A 16,860-nucleotide genomic window follows, 5' to 3' on the forward strand; every position below is an offset into this window, starting at 1 on the left:
AACACCTCCGGATGGCTGTCTCCCTGTTAAGTGTAAACCAGGAACAGGTTTCCGGAGGCGAAATGCCGGTTATGGCACGTCGTAACCGAGCGCGGCTTTGCGGATACGGAACCACTGCTGGCGGGTCATACTCAGCTTTTCAGCCACAATCGCCGAGCGCACGCGCTCAATTTTGCCCGAGCCGATAATCGGCAGCGGTTGCGATGGCAGGCGCAGCACCCAGGCATAAACCACCTGCTCGATGCTGTCGGCGTTAAGCTCGTGGGCTACCTGGGCCAGCTCGTCGCGCAGCGGCTGAAAGCCCTCTTCATTAAACAGGCGGCCGCCGCCGAGGCAGGACCAGGCCATCGGGCGAATACGCAGCTGCTGCAGCTGATCGAGGGTGCCGTCGAGCAGCAACGGCTGATGCACCGGCGAGATCTCCACCTGGTTGGTAGCAAGCGTAAACGGCAGGCGCGACTGCAGGAGGGTGAACTGGGCAGGGGTAAAGTTCGAGACGCCGAAATGACGTACTTTGCCGCTGTGATGCAGCGCGAGGAAGGCTTCAGCCACCTCGTCGGCGTCCATCAGCGGATCCGGCCGGTGGATCAGCAGCAGATCGAGATGGTCCGTCGCCAGATTACGCAGCGATTGCTCAGCGCTGAGCACGATGTGGTCCCGGTCGGTAATGTAGTGACCGATGGTGTTTTCAGCGCGCGCCCGGGTGGCAATGCCGCATTTGCTGACAATTTCCATTCGGCTACGCAGATGCGGCGCCAGCTTCAGGGCTTCACCAAAAGCGGACTCGCACTGGTAATCACCATAGATATCGGCGTGATCGACGGTGGTAATACCTAAATCGAGATGCTGTTCGATAAAGCTGACCAGCTCGCCTGGCGACATTTTCCAGTCCATCAGACGCCAGTAGCCCATCACAAAACGCGAAAATTCCGGCCCCTGGGGAGCCATAGCAATACGCTGAACCATAACCGCTTCCTCAATAAAAAAGTGCTCTGAGTATACGTAATTTTTGGCTTAAAACAGTGAGGGTTGCTGCGGTTCTTCCGCCGCCTCTGGCCTGTTTGCGCGGATTTTGCGCAACAGGCGTTGACGGCACAGACGCAATACCTCCTGTTTCTGCGCATCGCTCATCGTTTGCCAGTTAAAACGTTCCTCACGGCTACGGAAACAGCCGCGACAGTAGCCGCGCTCATCGGTCTGACAAATTCCCCGGCACGGGCTCTGCACCGGGAAAAACTCTAACTGCTCTGCCACCACACGCCTCCTGTCCCCTCATCTCCTTTCATTGAAGACGTTTCCCCGCGCTGACGCAAATTTTGTTCACTACGTGCTGCGCCAGCTAACATTTTTGCGCCGGGTCTTGCATTAGACCAATCGGTCTACTACAGTGTGCCCCATGAACAGACACAGCGATTGCGATACCCGAGAACATATTCTGGCCACCGGCGAGCGGCTTTGCATGCATCGCGGTTTTACCGGCATGGGCTTGAGCGAACTCCTGAAGACGGCGGAAGTGCCCAAGGGCTCTTTCTATCATTACTTTCGCTCTAAAGAAGCCTTCGGCGTCGCCTTGCTGGAAAACCATTTCGCCGGATATCTGCAGCGCCTGGTCGAGCATTTCGCCCATGGCGACGGCAACTATCGCGATCGGCTGCTGGCCTACTATCAGCACACGCTGAATCAGTTTTACCAGCAGGGAATTATTAGCGGGTGTCTTACCGTCAAGCTGTCGGCAGAGGTCTGCGATCTGTCGGAAGACATGCGCACCGCCATGAACCACGGCGCCAGCCAGATCATCGCCCTGCTGGGCGACGCGCTGGAGAAAGGACGCCAGGAAGGCAGTCTGACATTTGACGGCGAGGCCATGACCCTGTCGCAGGTGCTCTATTCCCTGTGGCTCGGCGCCAACCTGCAGGCCAAAATAACGCGTAGCGCAACGCCGCTGGAGAGCGCCCTTGCCCACGCGAAACAGATTATTGCGGCGCCTGCTGTTTAACAGGCGTTTTTATTTCATCAGTTCCTAGACGACCGGTCTACTCAGGAGTCATTATGTCGGAATCAAAATTATTCACCCCGATGAAAGTCGGTGCCGTCACCGTCCCTAATCGCGTATTTATGGCTCCACTGACGCGTCTGCGCAGCATCGAGCCGGGCGATATCCCTACCCCGCTGATGGGCGAATATTACCGTCAGCGCGCCAGCTCCGGGCTGATCATCAGCGAAGCGACGCAGATTTCCGCCCAGGCCAAAGGCTATGCCGGCGCGCCAGGACTGCACAGCCCGGAGCAGATTGCCGCCTGGCAGAAAATCACCGCCGGCGTTCACGCGGAAAACGGCCATATCGCCGTGCAGCTGTGGCATACCGGGCGAATTTCCCATAGCAGCCTGCAGCCCGGCGGCGCCGCCCCGGTAGCGCCGTCTGCGCTGAGCGCCGGCACCCGCACCTCGCTGCGCGACGAAAACGGCCACGCCATCCGCGCCGACACCTCGATGCCTCGCGCTCTGGAAACCGAAGAGATCCCGGGGATCGTCGATGATTTCCGTCAGGCGGTGGGCAATGCCCGTGACGCCGGTTTCGATCTGGTTGAACTGCACTCGGCTCACGGCTATCTGCTGCACCAGTTCCTCTCGCCATCGGCGAACCAGCGTACCGACCAGTATGGCGGCAGCGTGGAAAACCGCGCCCGTCTGGTGCTGGAAGTGGTTGACGCCGTGAGCAAAGAGTGGAGCGCCGACCGGATTGGCATCCGCGTGTCGCCGATTGGCAGCTTCCAGAATGTAGATAATGGCCCGAACGAAGAAGAAGACGCGCTGTATCTGATTAGCGAGCTGGCGAAACGCGGTATCGCCTATCTGCACATGTCCGAGCCGGACTGGGCGGGCGGCAAGCCGTACAGCGAAGACTTCCGTCAGAAAGTTCGCGACCGCTTCCCGGGCGTGATCATTGGCGCTGGCGCCTACACCGTTGAAAAAGCCAACGACCTGATCAGCAAAGGGCTGATTGATGCCGTGGCCTTTGGCCGCGATTACATCGCCAACCCGGATCTGGTTGCCCGCCTGCAGAAAAAAGCGGCGCTCAACCCGCAGCGCCCGGAGTCCTTCTACGGCGGCGGCGCGGAAGGCTACACCGATTATCCTACGCTGTAATCCCTCCATTGATAGCGGCGACGTATCGCCGCTATACTCAAGGCTCTGATCTATCAAATAAACTGCATAGGGGACATTATGCGCTTACTCCACACCATGCTGCGCGTTGGCGACCTGCAACGTTCTATCGACTTCTATACCAATGTGTTGGGCATGAAGCTGCTGCGCACCAGCGAAAACCCGGAGTACAAATACTCCCTCGCCTTCGTCGGCTACGGCGAAGAGAGCGATACCGCGGTGATCGAACTGACCTACAACTGGGGCGTGGACAGCTATGAGCTGGGCACCGCCTACGGTCACATCGCGCTGAGCGTCGACAACGCCGCCGAAGCCTGCGAGCGGATCCGCCAGAACGGGGGCAACGTTACCCGCGAAGCCGGGCCGGTAAAAGGCGGCAGCACCGTTATCGCCTTCGTGGAAGATCCTGACGGTTACAAAATCGAGCTGATTGAAGAGAAAGACGCCGGCAAAGGGCTGGGCAACTAACCCCCCGACCATAGCGACTTCATTATCCTCGTTCGCCCGGGCGCTGCGGCGCCCGTTGTTTTCACCCCTGCCTGCTGCAAGCCGTGGCAAAATTTGCCATAATGCGCGCTACTTTTTTCCAGCTAAGAGAATCTGATGTCCGAGAACGCTCAACTGAATGGTCTGTGCGACCGTTTCCGCGGTTTTTATCCAGTGGTGATTGATGTTGAAACCGCAGGATTTAATGCCAAAACCGACGCCCTGCTGGAGATCGCCGCCATTACGTTGAAGATGGATGAGCAAGGCTGGCTGATGCCCGATGAAACGCTGCATTTCCATGTTGAACCTTTCGAGGGCGCCAATCTTCAGCCCGAAGCGCTGGCCTTTAACGGGATTAACCCGCACGATCCAGAGCGCGGCGCCGTTAGCGAATACGACGCTCTGCATGCCATCTTCAAAATGGTACGCAAAGGGATGAAAGAGAGCGACTGCAGTCGGGCTATCATGGTGGCGCACAACGCCACATTTGACCACAGCTTCACCATGACCGCCGCCGAACGGGCGGGGCTAAAACGCAACCCGTTCCATCCGTTTGTCACCTTCGACACCGCCGCGCTGAGCGGGCTGGCTTTGGGCCAGACGGTGTTGTCGAAAGCCTGTATTGCCGCGGGTATGCCGTTCGACGGCGCGCAGGCCCACTCCGCCCTCTACGATACCGAGCAGACGGCACAGCTGTTTTGCGAGATAGTGAACCGCTGGAAGCGTCTGGGCGGTTGGCCGCTGCCGGTGGCGACGCCGGAGTGATAAAAAAAGCGACTTCCAGGAAGTCGCTTTTTTACTGACCGCGGGAATTATTCCGCTTTCGGCTCGTCAGTGTGGTATTTCGACGCTGTCTCTTTGATCAGCTGCTGCAGTTCACCGCGCTGGTACATCTCGATGACGATATCGCAGCCGCCCACCAGTTCACCGTCCACCCACAGCTGCGGGAAGGTCGGCCAGTTGGCATATTTTGGCAGCTCGGCGCGGATATCCGGGTTCTGCAGGATATCAACGTAAGCAAAACGTTCGCCGCAGGCGGACAGCGCCTGAACGGCCTGAGCGGAGAAACCGCAGCTTGGCAGCTTCGGCGAACCTTTCATGTACAGCAGGATCGGGTTTTCAGCGATTTGGCGTTGGATCTTTTCTAAAGTCGAGCTCATTGTCGTGCTTCCTTAAACTTCTTTCTACGGCAGTAACTTGTCATTGTAGCGTCCCGAGGGCAGGACCGATAATAACATTTTTTTCACTATTCATATTTTATCTTCTGTTGCGCGAAGTTGCCTTAAAAATATCATTTTGCCGTCGCGGGCAGGCGCGCGTTGCGCATTTTCTGTGCGAGGCGGTCAATGTCTGACGCGTTTTCTTGCAATCGTTAACCAATCGACATTTTTGATACAAAAGAATATTAACTTTCCGGGTTTTTATGCTTTAGAATCGTTCCGGTTTGTCATTCATCGTCAGGCATTTGTACATGTCTGTAATTAATCAGGGGATTGCTCAGTGGCGCGGCTAAACAAAATCGCGATATCGCTCTGTGCATTACTGTTCACATCTATCTCATTCACGCCACTGGCTCAGGCTTCAGGGCATACGCACGCCTCCGCCTCGCCAAAGGCGTTACCCGCGAAAAGCGGCTCAGAGCGCAAGAAAAAAGCAACCAGTCAAAAAAGTAAAACCACCGCTAAAACCACCAGTAAAAAATCCTCGAGCACCCGGCTCCCTACCCGCTCTACCGCAGCAAGCCAAACCGCGCTTCATCGTCAGGCCGCCGGCGCCACGAAAAAATGCGTGCTGCGTAAAGGGTATAAAAAGCAGTGCGCAAAAACGGTGGCCGCCAGCGCCGAGCCGGCCCTGGCGCTGAACAGCGTCAAAAGCAAATGCGTGGTGCGTAAGGGCTATAAAAAACGCTGTAAACCCGAGGCCAGCGAAGCGAATCTGACGATCGCCGACGCGCATAAGGTCCGGGTGCAAAAAGCGCAGAGTACCGCCATGAACAAACTGATGGGCCAGCTGGGTAAACCGTATCGCTGGGGCGGCACCTCGCCGCGCACCGGGTTCGACTGCAGCGGGCTGGTCTATTACGCCTACAAAGACCTGGTCAAGATTCATATCCCGCGTACCGCCAATGAAATGTACCACCTGCGCGATGCGCGTCCGGTCGATCGTGACGAACTGCAGAGCGGCGACCTGGTCTTCTTCCGCACCCGCGGACGCGGCACTGCCGACCACGTTGGCGTTTACGTCGGCAACGGGAAATTCATTCAGTCCCCGCGCACGGGGCGCGATATTCAAATCACCTCCCTGAGCGAAGATTACTGGGTACGCCATTACGTCGGCGCCCGTCGCGTCATGACCCCGAAAACCATTCGCTGATCCCGGTCTGCCGCTACGGCGGCAGCCCTCTTCACCTGCGCGTTCTCCGCCCCCACCGTCAGGGGAAACTGCATATTCGCCTCTGTGACCGGCGCTTCCCGACGATAGCGGGTGGGCGACATGCCAAAGTGACGGTGAAAGGTGCGGCAGAACGCCGCCTGCCCGTCGTACCCCAGACGTTGGGAAATACTCTGCATGGAGGCCTCGGTCTGCGTTAAGTAGATTGTCGCGATGGTCATCTTCCGGCGGCTGAGGTAGCTCGCCAGCGTGCAGCCGGTCACCATGGCGAATTGCCGCTGGAAATACCAGTGCGAGTAGCCGGACTTTTTCGCTATCGCGCTTACCGGCAGGGTGTCAAAAATATGTGCTTCGATCCAGTCAACGATCCCCTGCACGACCGGGATCATTTTCGGGCTTACCACTTCATCTGTTTTTGCCATCGTAGCCATCCTGTGGAAATTACTGCCGGCGGCTATATTTGTCATACAAATATCAAAATAGACAATGAATTATTGGCATAGCGGCGATTGCCTGAAAGCATAGCGTCATTAATTATTTGATTTAAAATGCTTATTTTCACTCAGTCGTTTGCGCTGCGGGGCCTTAAGATGGCCTGCTGAGAAATTAACCATCGCGGTGAGAGGCTGGAGACCCAGCCTCCTTTTATTTATACATTTTTGCAACATCTGCGGGCGTCTTAACGCGCCGCTCCGCAGAAAACGGTTAAGCCTTCGGCAGTTGCGCCGGCGATAATAGCCTTTATCGTTGTAAGGCTTTTCACTGCCTGCGGCAAATGTTAACATTCTCAATACAATAACAGGCCCGGGACGCGACAGCGTCGGGCGGTCAGAACGCGATTCAGGTGAAAACCTCATCTTGTCAATGTGAGATAAAACAAAAAGTTATAAGGAGAGTAGCAATGTCGTTTGAATTACCTGCATTACCATATGCAAAAGACGCCCTGGCGCCGCACATTTCCGCAGAAACCCTGGAATACCACTACGGTAAACACCACCAGGCGTATGTCACTAACCTCAACAACCTGATCAAAGGCACCGCGTTCGAAGGTCAATCGCTCGAAGAGATCGTGCGCACCTCTGAAGGCGGCGTTTTCAACAACGCGGCGCAGGTCTGGAACCACACCTTCTACTGGAACTGCCTGGCGCCGAACGCCGGCGGCGAACCGGAAGGCGAGCTGGCGGCCGCGATTGCCAAATCCTTCGGCAGCTTCGCAGAGTTTAAGGCCAAATTTACCGACGCCGCGGCGAAAAACTTTGGCGCTGGCTGGACCTGGCTGGTTAAAAATGCCGACGGCAGCCTGGCTATCGTCTCCACCAGCAACGCGGGTACCCCGCTGACCACCGACGCGAAGCCGCTGCTGACCGTTGACGTCTGGGAACATGCTTACTACATCGACTACCGCAACGCCCGTCCAAGCTATCTGGACCACTTCTGGGCGCTGGTTAACTGGAAGTTTGTTGCCGCTAACCTGGCCGCATAAACGACAAACCGCAGCAGAGTGACCCCTGCTGCGGTTTTTTTTACACCCTTCCCCACCGTTTATGACTGGCTGGCAAAGGCCTCCTCCGGCTGCGCTCGTCCGCTAAACCAGACCAGCAGCAGCGCCAGACCGGCAATAATCGCGCCCATCACCGGCACAAACGCATATCCCAGTCCGCCGGAGATCACCGCTCCGCCGGCGGCGGCGCCCAGCGCGTTGCCCAGGTTGAACGCCCCGATATTCACCGAAGAAGAGAGACCCGGCGCCTCATGCGCCACGCGCATCACTCGCATCTGCAGCGGCGGCACTACCGCAAAGGTGGCTGCGCCCCAGACGATCATACTGATGGCCGCACCCGCCTGGGATTGCGCCAGCAGCGGTATCGCCAGCATGATCGCCATCAGCAGCAGCAGAAAGCCTTTCAGCGTGCGGGAGACCGACCGGTCGGCGAATTTGCCGCCCAGATAGTTGCCCAGCGAAAAACCAACTCCAATCAGCACCAGCATCGCGGTGATAAACAGCGATGAAGCATGGGTCAGCGAATTCAGTACCGGCGAAATGTAGGTATACAGCGTAAACATCGCCCCGGCGCCCAGCACGGTGGTCAGTAAGGCAGAAAGCACCTGCGGCCGTAACAGGACCGAAAGCTCTTGTTTGACATCCGGCCGTTCGCCCGCGCTGCCCTTCGGCAGGGAGAACCACAGGCTCACCATCGCCAGCAGGCCTAACCCCGCGGAGGCGAGGAAGGACATCCGCCAGCCGATGGTTTCTCCAAGCCAGGTCGCGGCAGGCACGCCGCCGATATTAGCGATGGTGAGGCCCATAAACATGGTGGCCACCGCGCTGGCCTGCTTGTGCTTGGGCACCACGCTGGCCGCCACCACCGACCCCAGGCCAAAAAAGGCGCCGTGGTTGAGGCTGGTAATAATGCGCGACAGCAGCAGCGTGGTGTAATCCGGCGCAATGGATGACAGCAGGTTGCCGACGGTGAAGATCCCCATCAGAAAAATCAGCGCATTGCGTCGGGCGCGATGGGACAGCAGCAGGGTCATCAGCGGCGCGCCGACCATGACGCCGATGGCATACGCACTGATCAGCATTCCCGCTACCGGTATCGAGACGTCCACGCCCTTGGCAATCACCGGCAGCAATCCCATCGGGGAGAACTCGGTGGTCCCGATGCCAAAGGCGCCGATCGCCAGCGCGAGTAAAGGAAAGTTGATTTTCATTCAATGACTCCATCAGACCGTCAGGGAGGACGGCGTAACATCAGAAGCCAAAAGCATGACATCAATCACAAAAAAACAAAAGTGAACGAAATGACAAAAGATTTTTGCAGAATTGATAATAATGGCGGGATACGGGGAGGAGGCCGCGCTCCTCCCTCATCGGAACATTAGTGCAGTATGGCGGTCAGGCTGAATGCGACGATCACGCCGAGGGCAATAATCGTGGTGATCAGCGAAAACTTTAAATTGGTATCCATCATTTTTCCCTCTTGTTATCCCCACACCAAAAGTGAGCTTGCTCATTTTTGCACAAAAAATCGCAAAAATCTTCCGGGATTTAGGGCGATGCACATTTTTGCTCTTCCACTTTGCCCCAAGATCGGACAAAATCCCACGCTAATTTAAAAGCGTATCGGCCATTGACCCCTTCCTGTCGTTCTGTGTCGTTTTCCCGACGTGATGCAATGTTGAAAATTGTATTCAGGGTGTGTGTAGGCAAACGTTTACGTATCGATGATCAGGCGATCAGGTCAAGGCATGGAGTGAGATGTAATGGCAACTATTAAAGATGTAGCGAAGCGCGCAAACGTTTCCACTACAACTGTATCACATGTAATTAACAAAACCCGTTTCGTTGCCGAAGAGACGCGCAATGCGGTATGGGCGGCGATCAAAGAGCTGCACTACTCGCCGAGCGCCGTGGCCCGCAGCCTGAAAGTCAATCATACAAAATCGATTGGCCTGCTGGCGACCAGTAGCGAAGCCGCCTATTTCGCTGAAATTATTGAGTCCGTTGAAAAGAGCTGCTTCCAGAAGGGCTATACCCTAATCCTCGGCAACGCCTGGAACGACCCGGAAAAACAGCGGGCCTATCTGTCGATGATGGCGCAAAAACGCGTCGACGGTCTGCTGGTGATGTGTTCCGAATACCCGGATTCCGTCCTGAGCATGCTGGAAGAGTATCGCCATATTCCGATGGTGGTGATGGACTGGGGCGAAGCAAAAGCCGACTTTACCGATGCGGTAATCGATAACGCCTTCCAGGGCGGGTATATCGCCGGACGTTACCTGATTGAACGCGGTCACCGCGAAATCGGCGTGATCCCGGGCCCGCTGGAGCGCAACACCGGCGCGGGGCGACTGGCCGGCTTCATGCAGGCGATGAAAGAGGCGCATATCAGCGTGCCGGAAAACTGGATTGTACAGGGCGACTTCGAGCCGGAGTCCGGCTACCGCGCCATGCAGCAGATCCTGAGCCAACAACACCGTCCAACGGCGGTCTTCTGCGGCGGCGACATTATGGCGATGGGCGCTATCTGCGCCGCGGATGAAATGGGGTTGCGCGTGCCGCAGGACATTTCGCTGATCGGTTATGATAATGTGCGTAACGCCCGCTATTTCAGCCCGGCGTTAACCACCATTCATCAGCCGAAAGATTCGCTGGGCGAAGCCGCGTTCAATATGCTGTTGGATCGTATCGTCAACAAGCGCGAAGAGTCGCAGTCTATTGAAGTGCACCCTCGGCTGGTCGAACGCCGCTCGGTGGCGGATGGCCCGTTTGTCGACTATCGTCGCTAAAGCACTGGCGGGCGCGGATCATTCCGGCGCCCGCAGCCACTCCCGATTCAGCGTGTCGCTGTCCCCCAGGTAGTCCAGCATCCAGTTTAACGCCGGTGAAGCATCATTCTGCTGCCAGGTCAGACAGCAGGCCGCATCCGGAAACGGATTTTCCAGCGCCAGGGCGGTCCACTCGCCGCGATCCACCCATGGCCGGGCGAAATGGCTTGGCACCATGCCGACGCAGAGCCCTGCCGACAGACAGGTTGCCGACGATTCCCAGTCGGGGACCACCACCCTCTTCTGGTTATCCAGCAGCCACGTTGTCCGTTTGGGCAACGAACGCGAGGTATCTTCCCGCACCAGCGACGGCCAGTTGCGCAGGACATCGTCGCTCAGCGGCCCCGCCATCTTCGCCAGCGGGTGATCGCTCGCCACCACGCAGTCCCAGCTCAGCATCCCCATATCGCGGAACGCATAGCGGCCCCCGACCGGAATAGAGCGCGTTGCGCCAATCGCCAGCTCCACGCGGCCGTCGGCCAGCGCATCCCATACGCCATTGAACACTTCCTGAAAAACGATCAGCTCGACGTCGGGAAAATGGCGATAGAAATCCACGATCATCTGGCGCATCCGCGCGGGTTTCACGATATCGTCCACCGCGATCGACAACTGCCCGCGCCAGCCGTTGGCAATTTGCTGGCACTGCTGGCGGGTGATCTGCATTTTTTTGATAACAGAGCGCCCTTCCTGTAAAAACCAGACCCCGGCGGGGGTCAGCTCCACATCACGATGACGGCGCTCAAACAACGGGACGGCCAGCCACTCTTCGAGCTGACGCACGGTATAGCTGACGGCGGAAGGCACCCGATGGAGCTCCTGCGCCGCCGCGCTAAAGCTGCCGTTACGGGCGACGGCATCAACCACTTCCAGAGAGTATTCAGACCACATTTTCTGCCTGCAAAATTTTTGAATGCATGTGACAAATATTAGCGTTTCACAAGCCACAATGCACTCCCTACACTCTGCGGCATCGTACCTGTACTCCAAAAATGAGAACGTTATGTCACAACCTGGGAAAGGATTTTTAGTCTGGCTGGCCGGCCTGAGCGTGCTGGGCTTTCTGGCCACCGATATGTACCTGCCGGCATTTGCCGCCATGCAGCAGGATCTCGACACCTCCGCCGCATCCATTAGCGCCAGCCTGAGCCTGTTCCTCGCCGGCTTCGCGCTGGGCCAGCTCTTCTGGGGGCCGCTGTCAGACCGCTACGGGCGCAAACCGGTGCTGCTGAGCGGCCTGGCGATTTTCGCGGTCGGCTGCCTGGGAATGCTGTGGGTGCAGAACGCCACGCTGATGCTGGCGCTGCGTTTTCTGCAGGCGATTGGCGTCTGCGCCGCGGCGGTCACCTGGCAGGCGATGGTGACCGATTACTATCCCGCCCAGCGCACCAACCGCATCTTCGCCACTATTATGCCGCTGGTAGGACTGTCCCCTGCGCTGGCCCCGCTGCTGGGCAGCTGGCTGCTGGTGCACTTCGAGTGGCAAGCCATCTTCGCCACCTTGTTTGCCATCACTCTGCTGCTGATGCTGCCTGCCCTGCGCCTGAAGGCCGCCGCTAAGTCGGCCACAGTGGCTGAAAAGAAAATCACTTTTCTGGCGCTGCTGCGCTCCCGGGAATACAGCGGCAACGTCCTGATCTACGCCGCCTGCTCCGCCAGCTTCTTCGCCTGGCTTACCGGTTCGCCGTTTATCCTTCATGAGATGGGCTACGGCCCGACCGCCATCGGCCTGAGCTATATCCCGCAGACCATCGCTTTTCTGGTGGGCGGCTATGGCTGTCGCGCGCTGCTGCAAAAATGGTCCGGGCAACAAATGCTCCCGTGGCTGCTGGTGGTCTTCGCCGTCAGCGTCGCCGCCACCTGGCTGGTGGGTCTGCAAACGCATGCCTCGCTGGTGGCGTTGATGATCCCGTTCTGCCTGATGGCGGTGGTCAACGGCGGGATCTACCCCATCGTGGTCGCTCAGGCGCTGAAGCCTTTCCCGCAGGCAACCGGCCGCGCGGCGGCGCTGCAGAACACCCTCCAGCTTGGCCTGTGCTTCCTGACCAGCCTGCTAGTCTCCGCGCTGATCGCCACGCCGCTGCTGACCACCACCAGCGTGATGCTGGTCTCTATTTTGTTAGCCGGAGTGGGTTATCGCCTGCAGCAGACGCCAGCGCTGGCGGCCCACTCTTCCCACGCCTGACGCCCGTCGCCAGAGCCCGGACCAGTGGTTAGCACGCTAAGATATTTTTATTGAAAGCCAGTACTTAGCGTCCTATACTGGATCCGGGTTCACATAAATAAAAAATATTTAACAGATTAACGGATGCAGGATGCCTCCGTTTCACCATGGAAGGCCTTTCGGCAAGGGTTATCTCCCTTCCTCTGTTCTACGTCGGATAGCGACTTCACGGATTATCCGTGAGATTTCTCACAAAGCCAAAAAAGCGTCTACGCTGTTTTAAGGTTCTGATCACTTGGGCGTGATGGAGAAGCTATGAGTTCATCGTGTATAGAAGAAGTAAGTGTACCAAATGATGACTGGTACCGGATTGCAGCTGAATTGTTGGGCCGTGCGGGAATTGAAATCAATGGCTCCGCGCCGTCAGACCTGCGGATTAAAAACCCTCTTTTTTTTAAACGCGTATTGCAGGAGGGGTCGCTGGGTTTAGGCGAAAGCTATATGGACGGCTGGTGGGACTGCGAGCGTCTGGATATATTCTTCCATAAAGTGCTCCGCGCCGGGCTGGAAAAACAACTCCCTCACCATTTCAAAGACACACTCCGCATCGCAGGCGCTCGCCTGTTTAACCTGCAAAGTAAAAAACGCGCCTGGATCGTCGGCAAAGAGCACTATGACCTCGGCAACGATCTTTTCAGCCGGATGCTGGATCCCTACATGCAATATTCCTGCGGGTACTGGAAAGAGGCGCAGACCCTCGAAGCCGCGCAGCAGGATAAGCTGGATCTCATCTGCCGTAAGCTGGAGCTCGAGCCAGGCATGCGAGTGCTGGATATCGGCTGCGGCTGGGGCGGTCTTGCCGAATATATGGCGCGGAATTACCAGGTGAGCGTTGTCGGCGTGACCATCTCCGCCGAACAGCAAAAGATGGCCCAGGCGCGCTGCGATGGCCTTGACGTGGATATTCGTCTTCAGGATTATCGCGATCTGCACGACAGCTTCGACCGCATCGTCTCCGTCGGCATGTTCGAACACGTGGGTCCCAAAAATTACGCCACCTACTTTGAGGTCGCCGATCGTAATTTGAAACCCAACGGCCGCTTCTTACTGCACACCATCGGTTCCAAAGTCACCGACCATAACGTTGACCCGTGGATCAATAAATATATCTTCCCTAACGGCTGCCTGCCGTCGGTACGGCAGATCGCCGATGCCAGCGAGAAGCACTTTGTGATGGAAGACTGGCACAACTTCGGCGCCGATTATGACACCACCCTGATGGCCTGGTATGAGCGTTTCCTCGCCAGCTGGCCGGAAATTGCCGATAACTATTCTGAGCGTTTCAAACGCATGTTCAGTTATTACCTGAACGCCTGCGCCGGCGCCTTCCGCGCCCGCGACATTCAGCTCTGGCAGGTGGTGTTCTCGCGCGGGATTGAACACGGACTGCGCGTCGCCCGTTAAAAAACACTCCCCCGCTCACCGGCGGGGGATTTTTTGTCAGGCTTCACTGACCTTAGCCGCGACCTCTTTCGCCGCCAGCACGCGTTCAACCGTATCGACAACCGCCTGGGTTTGCGGGTCGATCTCGATATTGACGCGGTCGCCCAGCTTCTTCGCCCCCAGCGTGGTCCGCTGCAGCGTCTCCGGAATAAGATGCACGCAGAATCGGGTTGCCGTCACCTCGCCTACCGTCAGGCTGATGCCATCGATACCAATGAATCCTTTATAAAGGATATATTTCATCAGCGTCGGATCCTGTACTTTAAACCAGATCTGACGGTTATTTTCGGAAGTGAGGATCTTCACGATTTCCGCCGTGGTCATAATATGGCCGGACATCAAATGCCCGCCGATTTCATCACTGAATTTCGCCGCCCGCTCGACATTGACTTCATCCCCGACCTGAATATCGCCGAGGTTGGTAATCCGCAGCGTCTCTTTCATCAGATCGAAGCTGATGCGCGCGCCGTTGATGTCGGTCACCGTCAGGCAGCAGCCGTTGTTGGCTACCGATGCCCCGGTTTCGAGCCCCTCCAGCATATGCGCCGGCAGCTCCACCACGTGGGTGCGAAAATTGGGTTTATCATCAATGGAGACCACTTTCGCGGTTCCCTGAACAATACCAGTAAACATGTTTGGCTCCTGTTGAAAATCATGACGGTATCATTACCGTTTTCGCTATCGGGAACAATAACAGGAGGGCTGAGCGGTTGCCAGCGCGCTTCGTGCCTCGACTCTTTTTTCACTGGCTTAATGGCTAATCCTCGCTACAATAGACTGGAATTTCCTCATTTTTATCCCCTTGCTGCCAGTTACGGCGGCTTTTTTAGTCTCAAAAAAACAACAATACAAAGGTGTTCACGTGCAGAAGTATTTCATTGAAGCGCGTCAGTTATTAGCTCTGGCTATACCCGTCATTCTTGCGCAAGTGGCGCAGACGGCGATGGGTTTTGTCGATACCGTGATGGCGGGCGGCTACAGCGCCACCGATATGGCCGCGGTGGCCATCGGGACCTCCATCTGGCTACCGGCCATTCTCTTCGGCCACGGGCTGCTGCTGGCGCTGACCCCGGTAGTGGCGCAGCTCAATGGCTCCGGGCGGCGGGAGCGTATCGCGCCGCAGGTGCGTCAGGGCTTCTGGCTGGCGGGGCTGGTCTCGGTGCTGATCATGATCGTGCTGTGGAATGCCGGGTATATCATCAGCTCCATGCACAACATCGATCCACTGCTGGCGGAGAAAGCGGTTGGCTATCTGCGCGCGCTGCTGTGGGGAGCGCCGGGCTACCTGTTCTTCCAGGTCGCCCGTAACCAGTGTGAAGGGCTGGCGAAAACCAAGCCCGGGATGGTCATGGGCTTTATCGGTTTACTGGTCAACATTCCGGTGAACTACATCTTTATCTATGGCCATTTTGGCATGCCGGAGCTGGGCGGCGTCGGCTGCGGCGTGGCGACGGCCTCCGTTTACTGGGTGATGTTCGCCAGCATGCTGTGGTGGGTGCGCCGGGCGCGTTCGATGCGCGATATCCGCTGCGCCGAGGGCTTCAGCGGCCCCGATTTCGCCGTTCTGCTGCGGTTGGTGCAGCTGGGGCTGCCCATCGCCCTGGCGCTGTTCTTCGAAGTGACCCTGTTTGCCGTCGTCGCGCTGCTGGTCTCTCCACTCGGGATCATTGACGTCGCCGGCCACCAGATTGCGCTGAACTTCAGTTCGCTGATGTTCGTTCTGCCGCTGTCGCTGGCGGCCGCGGTCACCATTCGCGTCGGCTTCCGCCTCGGCCAGGGCTCAACGATCGATGCCCAGGTTTCCGCCCGCACGGGCGTGGGCGTGGGCGTCTGCCTGGCGGTGTTTACCGCTATCTTTACCGTGCTGATGCGTAAGCAGATTGCCCTGCTGTATAACGATAACCCTGAGGTGGTGATGCTGGCCTCGCATCTGATGCTGCTGGCGGCGATCTACCAGATCTCCGACTCCATTCAGGTGATCGGCAGCGGTATCCTGCGTGGCTATAAGGATACGCGGTCTATCTTTTTTATCACCTTTACCGCGTACTGGGTGCTGGGTTTGCCCAGCGGCTACCTGCTGGCGCTGACCGACGTGATTGTCCCCCGCATGGGGCCCGCCGGCTTCTGGTGCGGATTTATCATCGGCCTGACCTCCGCCGCCATTATGATGATGCTGCGGATGCGTTTTCTGCAGCGCCAGCCCTCCAGCACTATCTTACAGCGCGCCGCGCGCTAACCCTGCCAAAGCCCGCCACCCCGGCGGGCTTTTTCTTTCTTCAATTTTGTTCCGGCGTTGTACATTCAGTTACTCCCCGACACCAAAGACTCACTGATGAGCGCCCCGGAGATGCATATAGTGTGGCCAACAGCCCCGCAGTGGGGTTACTCAGGAAACCAATTCGAGGATTTCAGCATGAAAAAAGTATTAGCTCTGGTTGTTGCCGCTGCTATGGGTCTGTCATCTGTTGCTTTCGCCGCCGATGCCGCGACCACCACCCCGGCTGCCGCAGCTAGCCACACCACCGTTCATCACAAGAAACACCATAAAGCGGCGGCGAAACCGGCAGCCGAACAGAAAGCCCAGGCGGCGAAGAAACACCATAAAGCCGCAGCGAAACCGGCTGTAGCGCAGAAAGCCCAGGCGGCGAAGAAGCACCATAAAGCCGCAGCGAAACCGGCTGTAGCGCAGAAAGCCCAGGCGGCGAAGAAGCACCATAAAGCCGCAGCGAAACCGGCTGTAGCGCAGAAAGCCCAGGCGGCGAAGAAGCACCATAAAGCCGCAGCGAAACCGGCTGTAGCGCAGAAAGCCCAGGCGGCGAAGA

19 protein-coding genes are annotated in these 16,860 nt (G+C 57.5%); 11 read left to right on the forward strand and 8 right to left on the reverse strand.

Translation table 11 applies throughout. The features are described 5' to 3' along the window. Positions 1-69: 69 nt before the first annotated feature. Entirely contained in the window at positions 70-966 is an 897-nt protein-coding gene (locus tag ABLV04_RS07430; RefSeq protein WP_023289938.1) for an aldo/keto reductase family oxidoreductase, read from the reverse strand. A gap of 48 nt (positions 967-1,014) precedes the next feature. Then, complete coding sequence (locus ABLV04_RS07435) at positions 1,015-1,257, reverse strand: DUF1289 domain-containing protein (protein WP_017901094.1); 243 nt, start codon at positions 1,255-1,257, stop codon at positions 1,015-1,017. Between the two features lie 139 nt (positions 1,258-1,396). On the opposite strand from ABLV04_RS07435, the gene ABLV04_RS07440 reads away from it, so the two are divergent. The 4 genes from ABLV04_RS07440 (at position 1,397) to rnt (ending at position 4,416) form a co-directional block, all read left to right on the forward strand. Next, positions 1,397-1,996, forward strand: a complete 600-nt coding sequence (locus ABLV04_RS07440) for a TetR/AcrR family transcriptional regulator (protein ID WP_032428869.1) — start codon at positions 1,397-1,399, stop codon at positions 1,994-1,996. A 53-nt stretch (positions 1,997-2,049) separates the two neighbouring features. Beyond that, positions 2,050-3,147 (forward strand): alkene reductase, encoded by a 1,098-nt coding sequence (locus ABLV04_RS07445; RefSeq protein WP_348815542.1) that lies wholly within the window; start codon positions 2,050-2,052, stop codon positions 3,145-3,147. A gap of 78 nt (positions 3,148-3,225) precedes the next feature. Next, positions 3,226-3,633, forward strand: coding sequence for a lactoylglutathione lyase (gene gloA, locus ABLV04_RS07450; RefSeq protein WP_032453119.1), 408 nt, complete (start codon positions 3,226-3,228; stop codon positions 3,631-3,633). Positions 3,634-3,768: 135 nt separating this feature from the next. Next, positions 3,769-4,416: a ribonuclease T gene (rnt, locus tag ABLV04_RS07455; protein ID WP_004202881.1), complete on the forward strand. Its 648-nt coding sequence runs from the start codon at positions 3,769-3,771 to the stop codon at positions 4,414-4,416. A gap of 47 nt (positions 4,417-4,463) precedes the next feature. Here rnt and ABLV04_RS07460 read toward each other — a convergent pair whose 3' ends face one another. After that, a complete protein-coding gene (locus ABLV04_RS07460) occupies positions 4,464-4,811 on the reverse strand; it encodes a Grx4 family monothiol glutaredoxin (RefSeq protein WP_348815544.1) in 348 nt (115 codons plus the stop codon). Between the two features lie 340 nt (positions 4,812-5,151). Here ABLV04_RS07460 and ABLV04_RS07465 point away from each other — a divergent pair, with 340 nt between their 5' ends. Then, positions 5,152-6,024 carry a C40 family peptidase gene (locus tag ABLV04_RS07465; RefSeq protein ID WP_048297647.1) on the forward strand — a complete coding sequence of 291 codons (873 nt, stop codon included), beginning with the start codon at positions 5,152-5,154 and terminating at the stop codon, positions 6,022-6,024. Here the strand turns inward: ABLV04_RS07465 and ABLV04_RS07470 are convergent. Beyond that, the gene (locus tag ABLV04_RS07470; protein ID WP_348815545.1) at positions 5,979-6,464 is read right to left on the reverse strand and encodes an AraC family transcriptional regulator; all 486 of its coding nucleotides are present in this window, start codon (positions 6,462-6,464) and stop codon (positions 5,979-5,981) included. The genes ABLV04_RS07465 and ABLV04_RS07470 overlap by 46 nt on opposite strands. A 479-nt stretch (positions 6,465-6,943) precedes the next feature. On the opposite strand from ABLV04_RS07470, the gene sodB reads away from it, so the two are divergent. Continuing rightward, complete coding sequence (sodB, locus tag ABLV04_RS07475; protein WP_023289943.1) at positions 6,944-7,525, forward strand: superoxide dismutase [Fe]; 582 nt, start codon at positions 6,944-6,946, stop codon at positions 7,523-7,525. A gap of 59 nt (positions 7,526-7,584) precedes the next feature. Here sodB and ABLV04_RS07480 read toward each other — a convergent pair whose 3' ends face one another. After that, positions 7,585-8,754 (reverse strand): MFS transporter, encoded by a 1,170-nt coding sequence (locus ABLV04_RS07480; RefSeq protein ID WP_348815547.1) that lies wholly within the window; start codon positions 8,752-8,754, stop codon positions 7,585-7,587. 167 nt (positions 8,755-8,921) lie between these two features. Beyond that, positions 8,922-9,011, reverse strand: coding sequence for a YnhF family membrane protein (locus tag ABLV04_RS07485; RefSeq protein WP_004152976.1), 90 nt, complete (start codon positions 9,009-9,011; stop codon positions 8,922-8,924). Positions 9,012-9,306: 295 nt separating this feature from the next. On the opposite strand from ABLV04_RS07485, the gene purR reads away from it, so the two are divergent. Beyond that, a complete protein-coding gene (purR, locus tag ABLV04_RS07490) occupies positions 9,307-10,332 on the forward strand; it encodes an HTH-type transcriptional repressor PurR (RefSeq protein WP_004202888.1) in 1,026 nt (341 codons plus the stop codon). Between the two features lie 18 nt (positions 10,333-10,350). On the opposite strand, the gene punR is transcribed toward purR, so the two are convergent. Next, positions 10,351-11,262: a DNA-binding transcriptional activator PunR gene (gene punR / locus ABLV04_RS07495; protein WP_004202889.1), complete on the reverse strand. Its 912-nt coding sequence runs from the start codon at positions 11,260-11,262 to the stop codon at positions 10,351-10,353. A 112-nt stretch (positions 11,263-11,374) separates the two neighbouring features. On the opposite strand from punR, the gene punC reads away from it, so the two are divergent. Both punC and cfa read left to right on the forward strand, forming a co-directional pair. Next, positions 11,375-12,556, forward strand: coding sequence for a purine nucleoside transporter PunC (gene punC / locus ABLV04_RS07500; protein WP_032453123.1), 1,182 nt, complete (start codon positions 11,375-11,377; stop codon positions 12,554-12,556). Positions 12,557-12,850: 294 nt separating this feature from the next. Then, positions 12,851-13,999 (forward strand): cyclopropane fatty acyl phospholipid synthase, encoded by a 1,149-nt coding sequence (gene cfa, locus ABLV04_RS07505; RefSeq protein ID WP_023289946.1) that lies wholly within the window; start codon positions 12,851-12,853, stop codon positions 13,997-13,999. Positions 14,000-14,035: 36 nt separating this feature from the next. Here the strand turns inward: cfa and ABLV04_RS07510 are convergent, their stop codons facing one another. After that, complete coding sequence (locus ABLV04_RS07510; protein ID WP_023289947.1) at positions 14,036-14,671, reverse strand: riboflavin synthase; 636 nt, start codon at positions 14,669-14,671, stop codon at positions 14,036-14,038. Positions 14,672-14,900: 229 nt separating this feature from the next. Here ABLV04_RS07510 and mdtK point away from each other — a divergent pair, with 229 nt between their 5' ends. Both mdtK and asr read left to right on the forward strand, forming a co-directional pair. Continuing rightward, positions 14,901-16,274 carry an MdtK family multidrug efflux MATE transporter gene (gene mdtK, locus ABLV04_RS07515; protein WP_072420061.1) on the forward strand — a complete coding sequence of 458 codons (1,374 nt, stop codon included), beginning with the start codon at positions 14,901-14,903 and terminating at the stop codon, positions 16,272-16,274. A gap of 177 nt (positions 16,275-16,451) precedes the next feature. After that, on the forward strand, positions 16,452-16,860 hold a 409-nt coding region (gene asr / locus ABLV04_RS07520; RefSeq protein WP_348815550.1), incomplete at its 3' end, for an acid resistance repetitive basic protein Asr.

Origin of the sequence: Klebsiella sp. JN_Kp127, assembly GCF_040062505.1 — a bacterium.
Taxonomy (GTDB): domain Bacteria; phylum Pseudomonadota; class Gammaproteobacteria; order Enterobacterales; family Enterobacteriaceae; genus Klebsiella; species Klebsiella quasipneumoniae.

Excerpts from the sequence above, each read along its gene's own strand:
- gloA (WP_032453119.1), top strand. The coding sequence starts at position 3,226 with ATGCGCTTACTCCACACCATGCTGCGCGTTGGCGACCTGCAACGTTCT.
- ABLV04_RS07480 (WP_348815547.1), bottom strand. The coding sequence starts at position 8,754 with ATGAAAATCAACTTTCCTTTACTCGCGCTGGCGATCGGCGCCTTTGGC.
- ABLV04_RS07470 (WP_348815545.1), bottom strand. The coding sequence starts at position 6,464 with ATGGCAAAAACAGATGAAGTGGTAAGCCCGAAAATGATCCCGGTCGTG.
- rnt (WP_004202881.1), top strand. The coding sequence starts at position 3,769 with ATGTCCGAGAACGCTCAACTGAATGGTCTGTGCGACCGTTTCCGCGGT.
- cfa (WP_023289946.1), top strand. The coding sequence starts at position 12,851 with ATGAGTTCATCGTGTATAGAAGAAGTAAGTGTACCAAATGATGACTGG.
- ABLV04_RS07485 (WP_004152976.1), bottom strand. The coding sequence starts at position 9,011 with ATGGATACCAATTTAAAGTTTTCGCTGATCACCACGATTATTGCCCTC.
- ABLV04_RS07430 (WP_023289938.1), bottom strand. The coding sequence starts at position 966 with ATGGTTCAGCGTATTGCTATGGCTCCCCAGGGGCCGGAATTTTCGCGT.
- ABLV04_RS07445 (WP_348815542.1), top strand. The coding sequence starts at position 2,050 with ATGTCGGAATCAAAATTATTCACCCCGATGAAAGTCGGTGCCGTCACC.
- ABLV04_RS07440 (WP_032428869.1), top strand. The coding sequence starts at position 1,397 with ATGAACAGACACAGCGATTGCGATACCCGAGAACATATTCTGGCCACC.
- sodB (WP_023289943.1), top strand. The coding sequence starts at position 6,944 with ATGTCGTTTGAATTACCTGCATTACCATATGCAAAAGACGCCCTGGCG.
- ABLV04_RS07460 (WP_348815544.1), bottom strand. The coding sequence starts at position 4,811 with ATGAGCTCGACTTTAGAAAAGATCCAACGCCAAATCGCTGAAAACCCG.
- ABLV04_RS07510 (WP_023289947.1), bottom strand. The coding sequence starts at position 14,671 with ATGTTTACTGGTATTGTTCAGGGAACCGCGAAAGTGGTCTCCATTGAT.
- punR (WP_004202889.1), bottom strand. The coding sequence starts at position 11,262 with ATGTGGTCTGAATACTCTCTGGAAGTGGTTGATGCCGTCGCCCGTAAC.
- punC (WP_032453123.1), top strand. The coding sequence starts at position 11,375 with ATGTCACAACCTGGGAAAGGATTTTTAGTCTGGCTGGCCGGCCTGAGC.
- purR (WP_004202888.1), top strand. The coding sequence starts at position 9,307 with ATGGCAACTATTAAAGATGTAGCGAAGCGCGCAAACGTTTCCACTACA.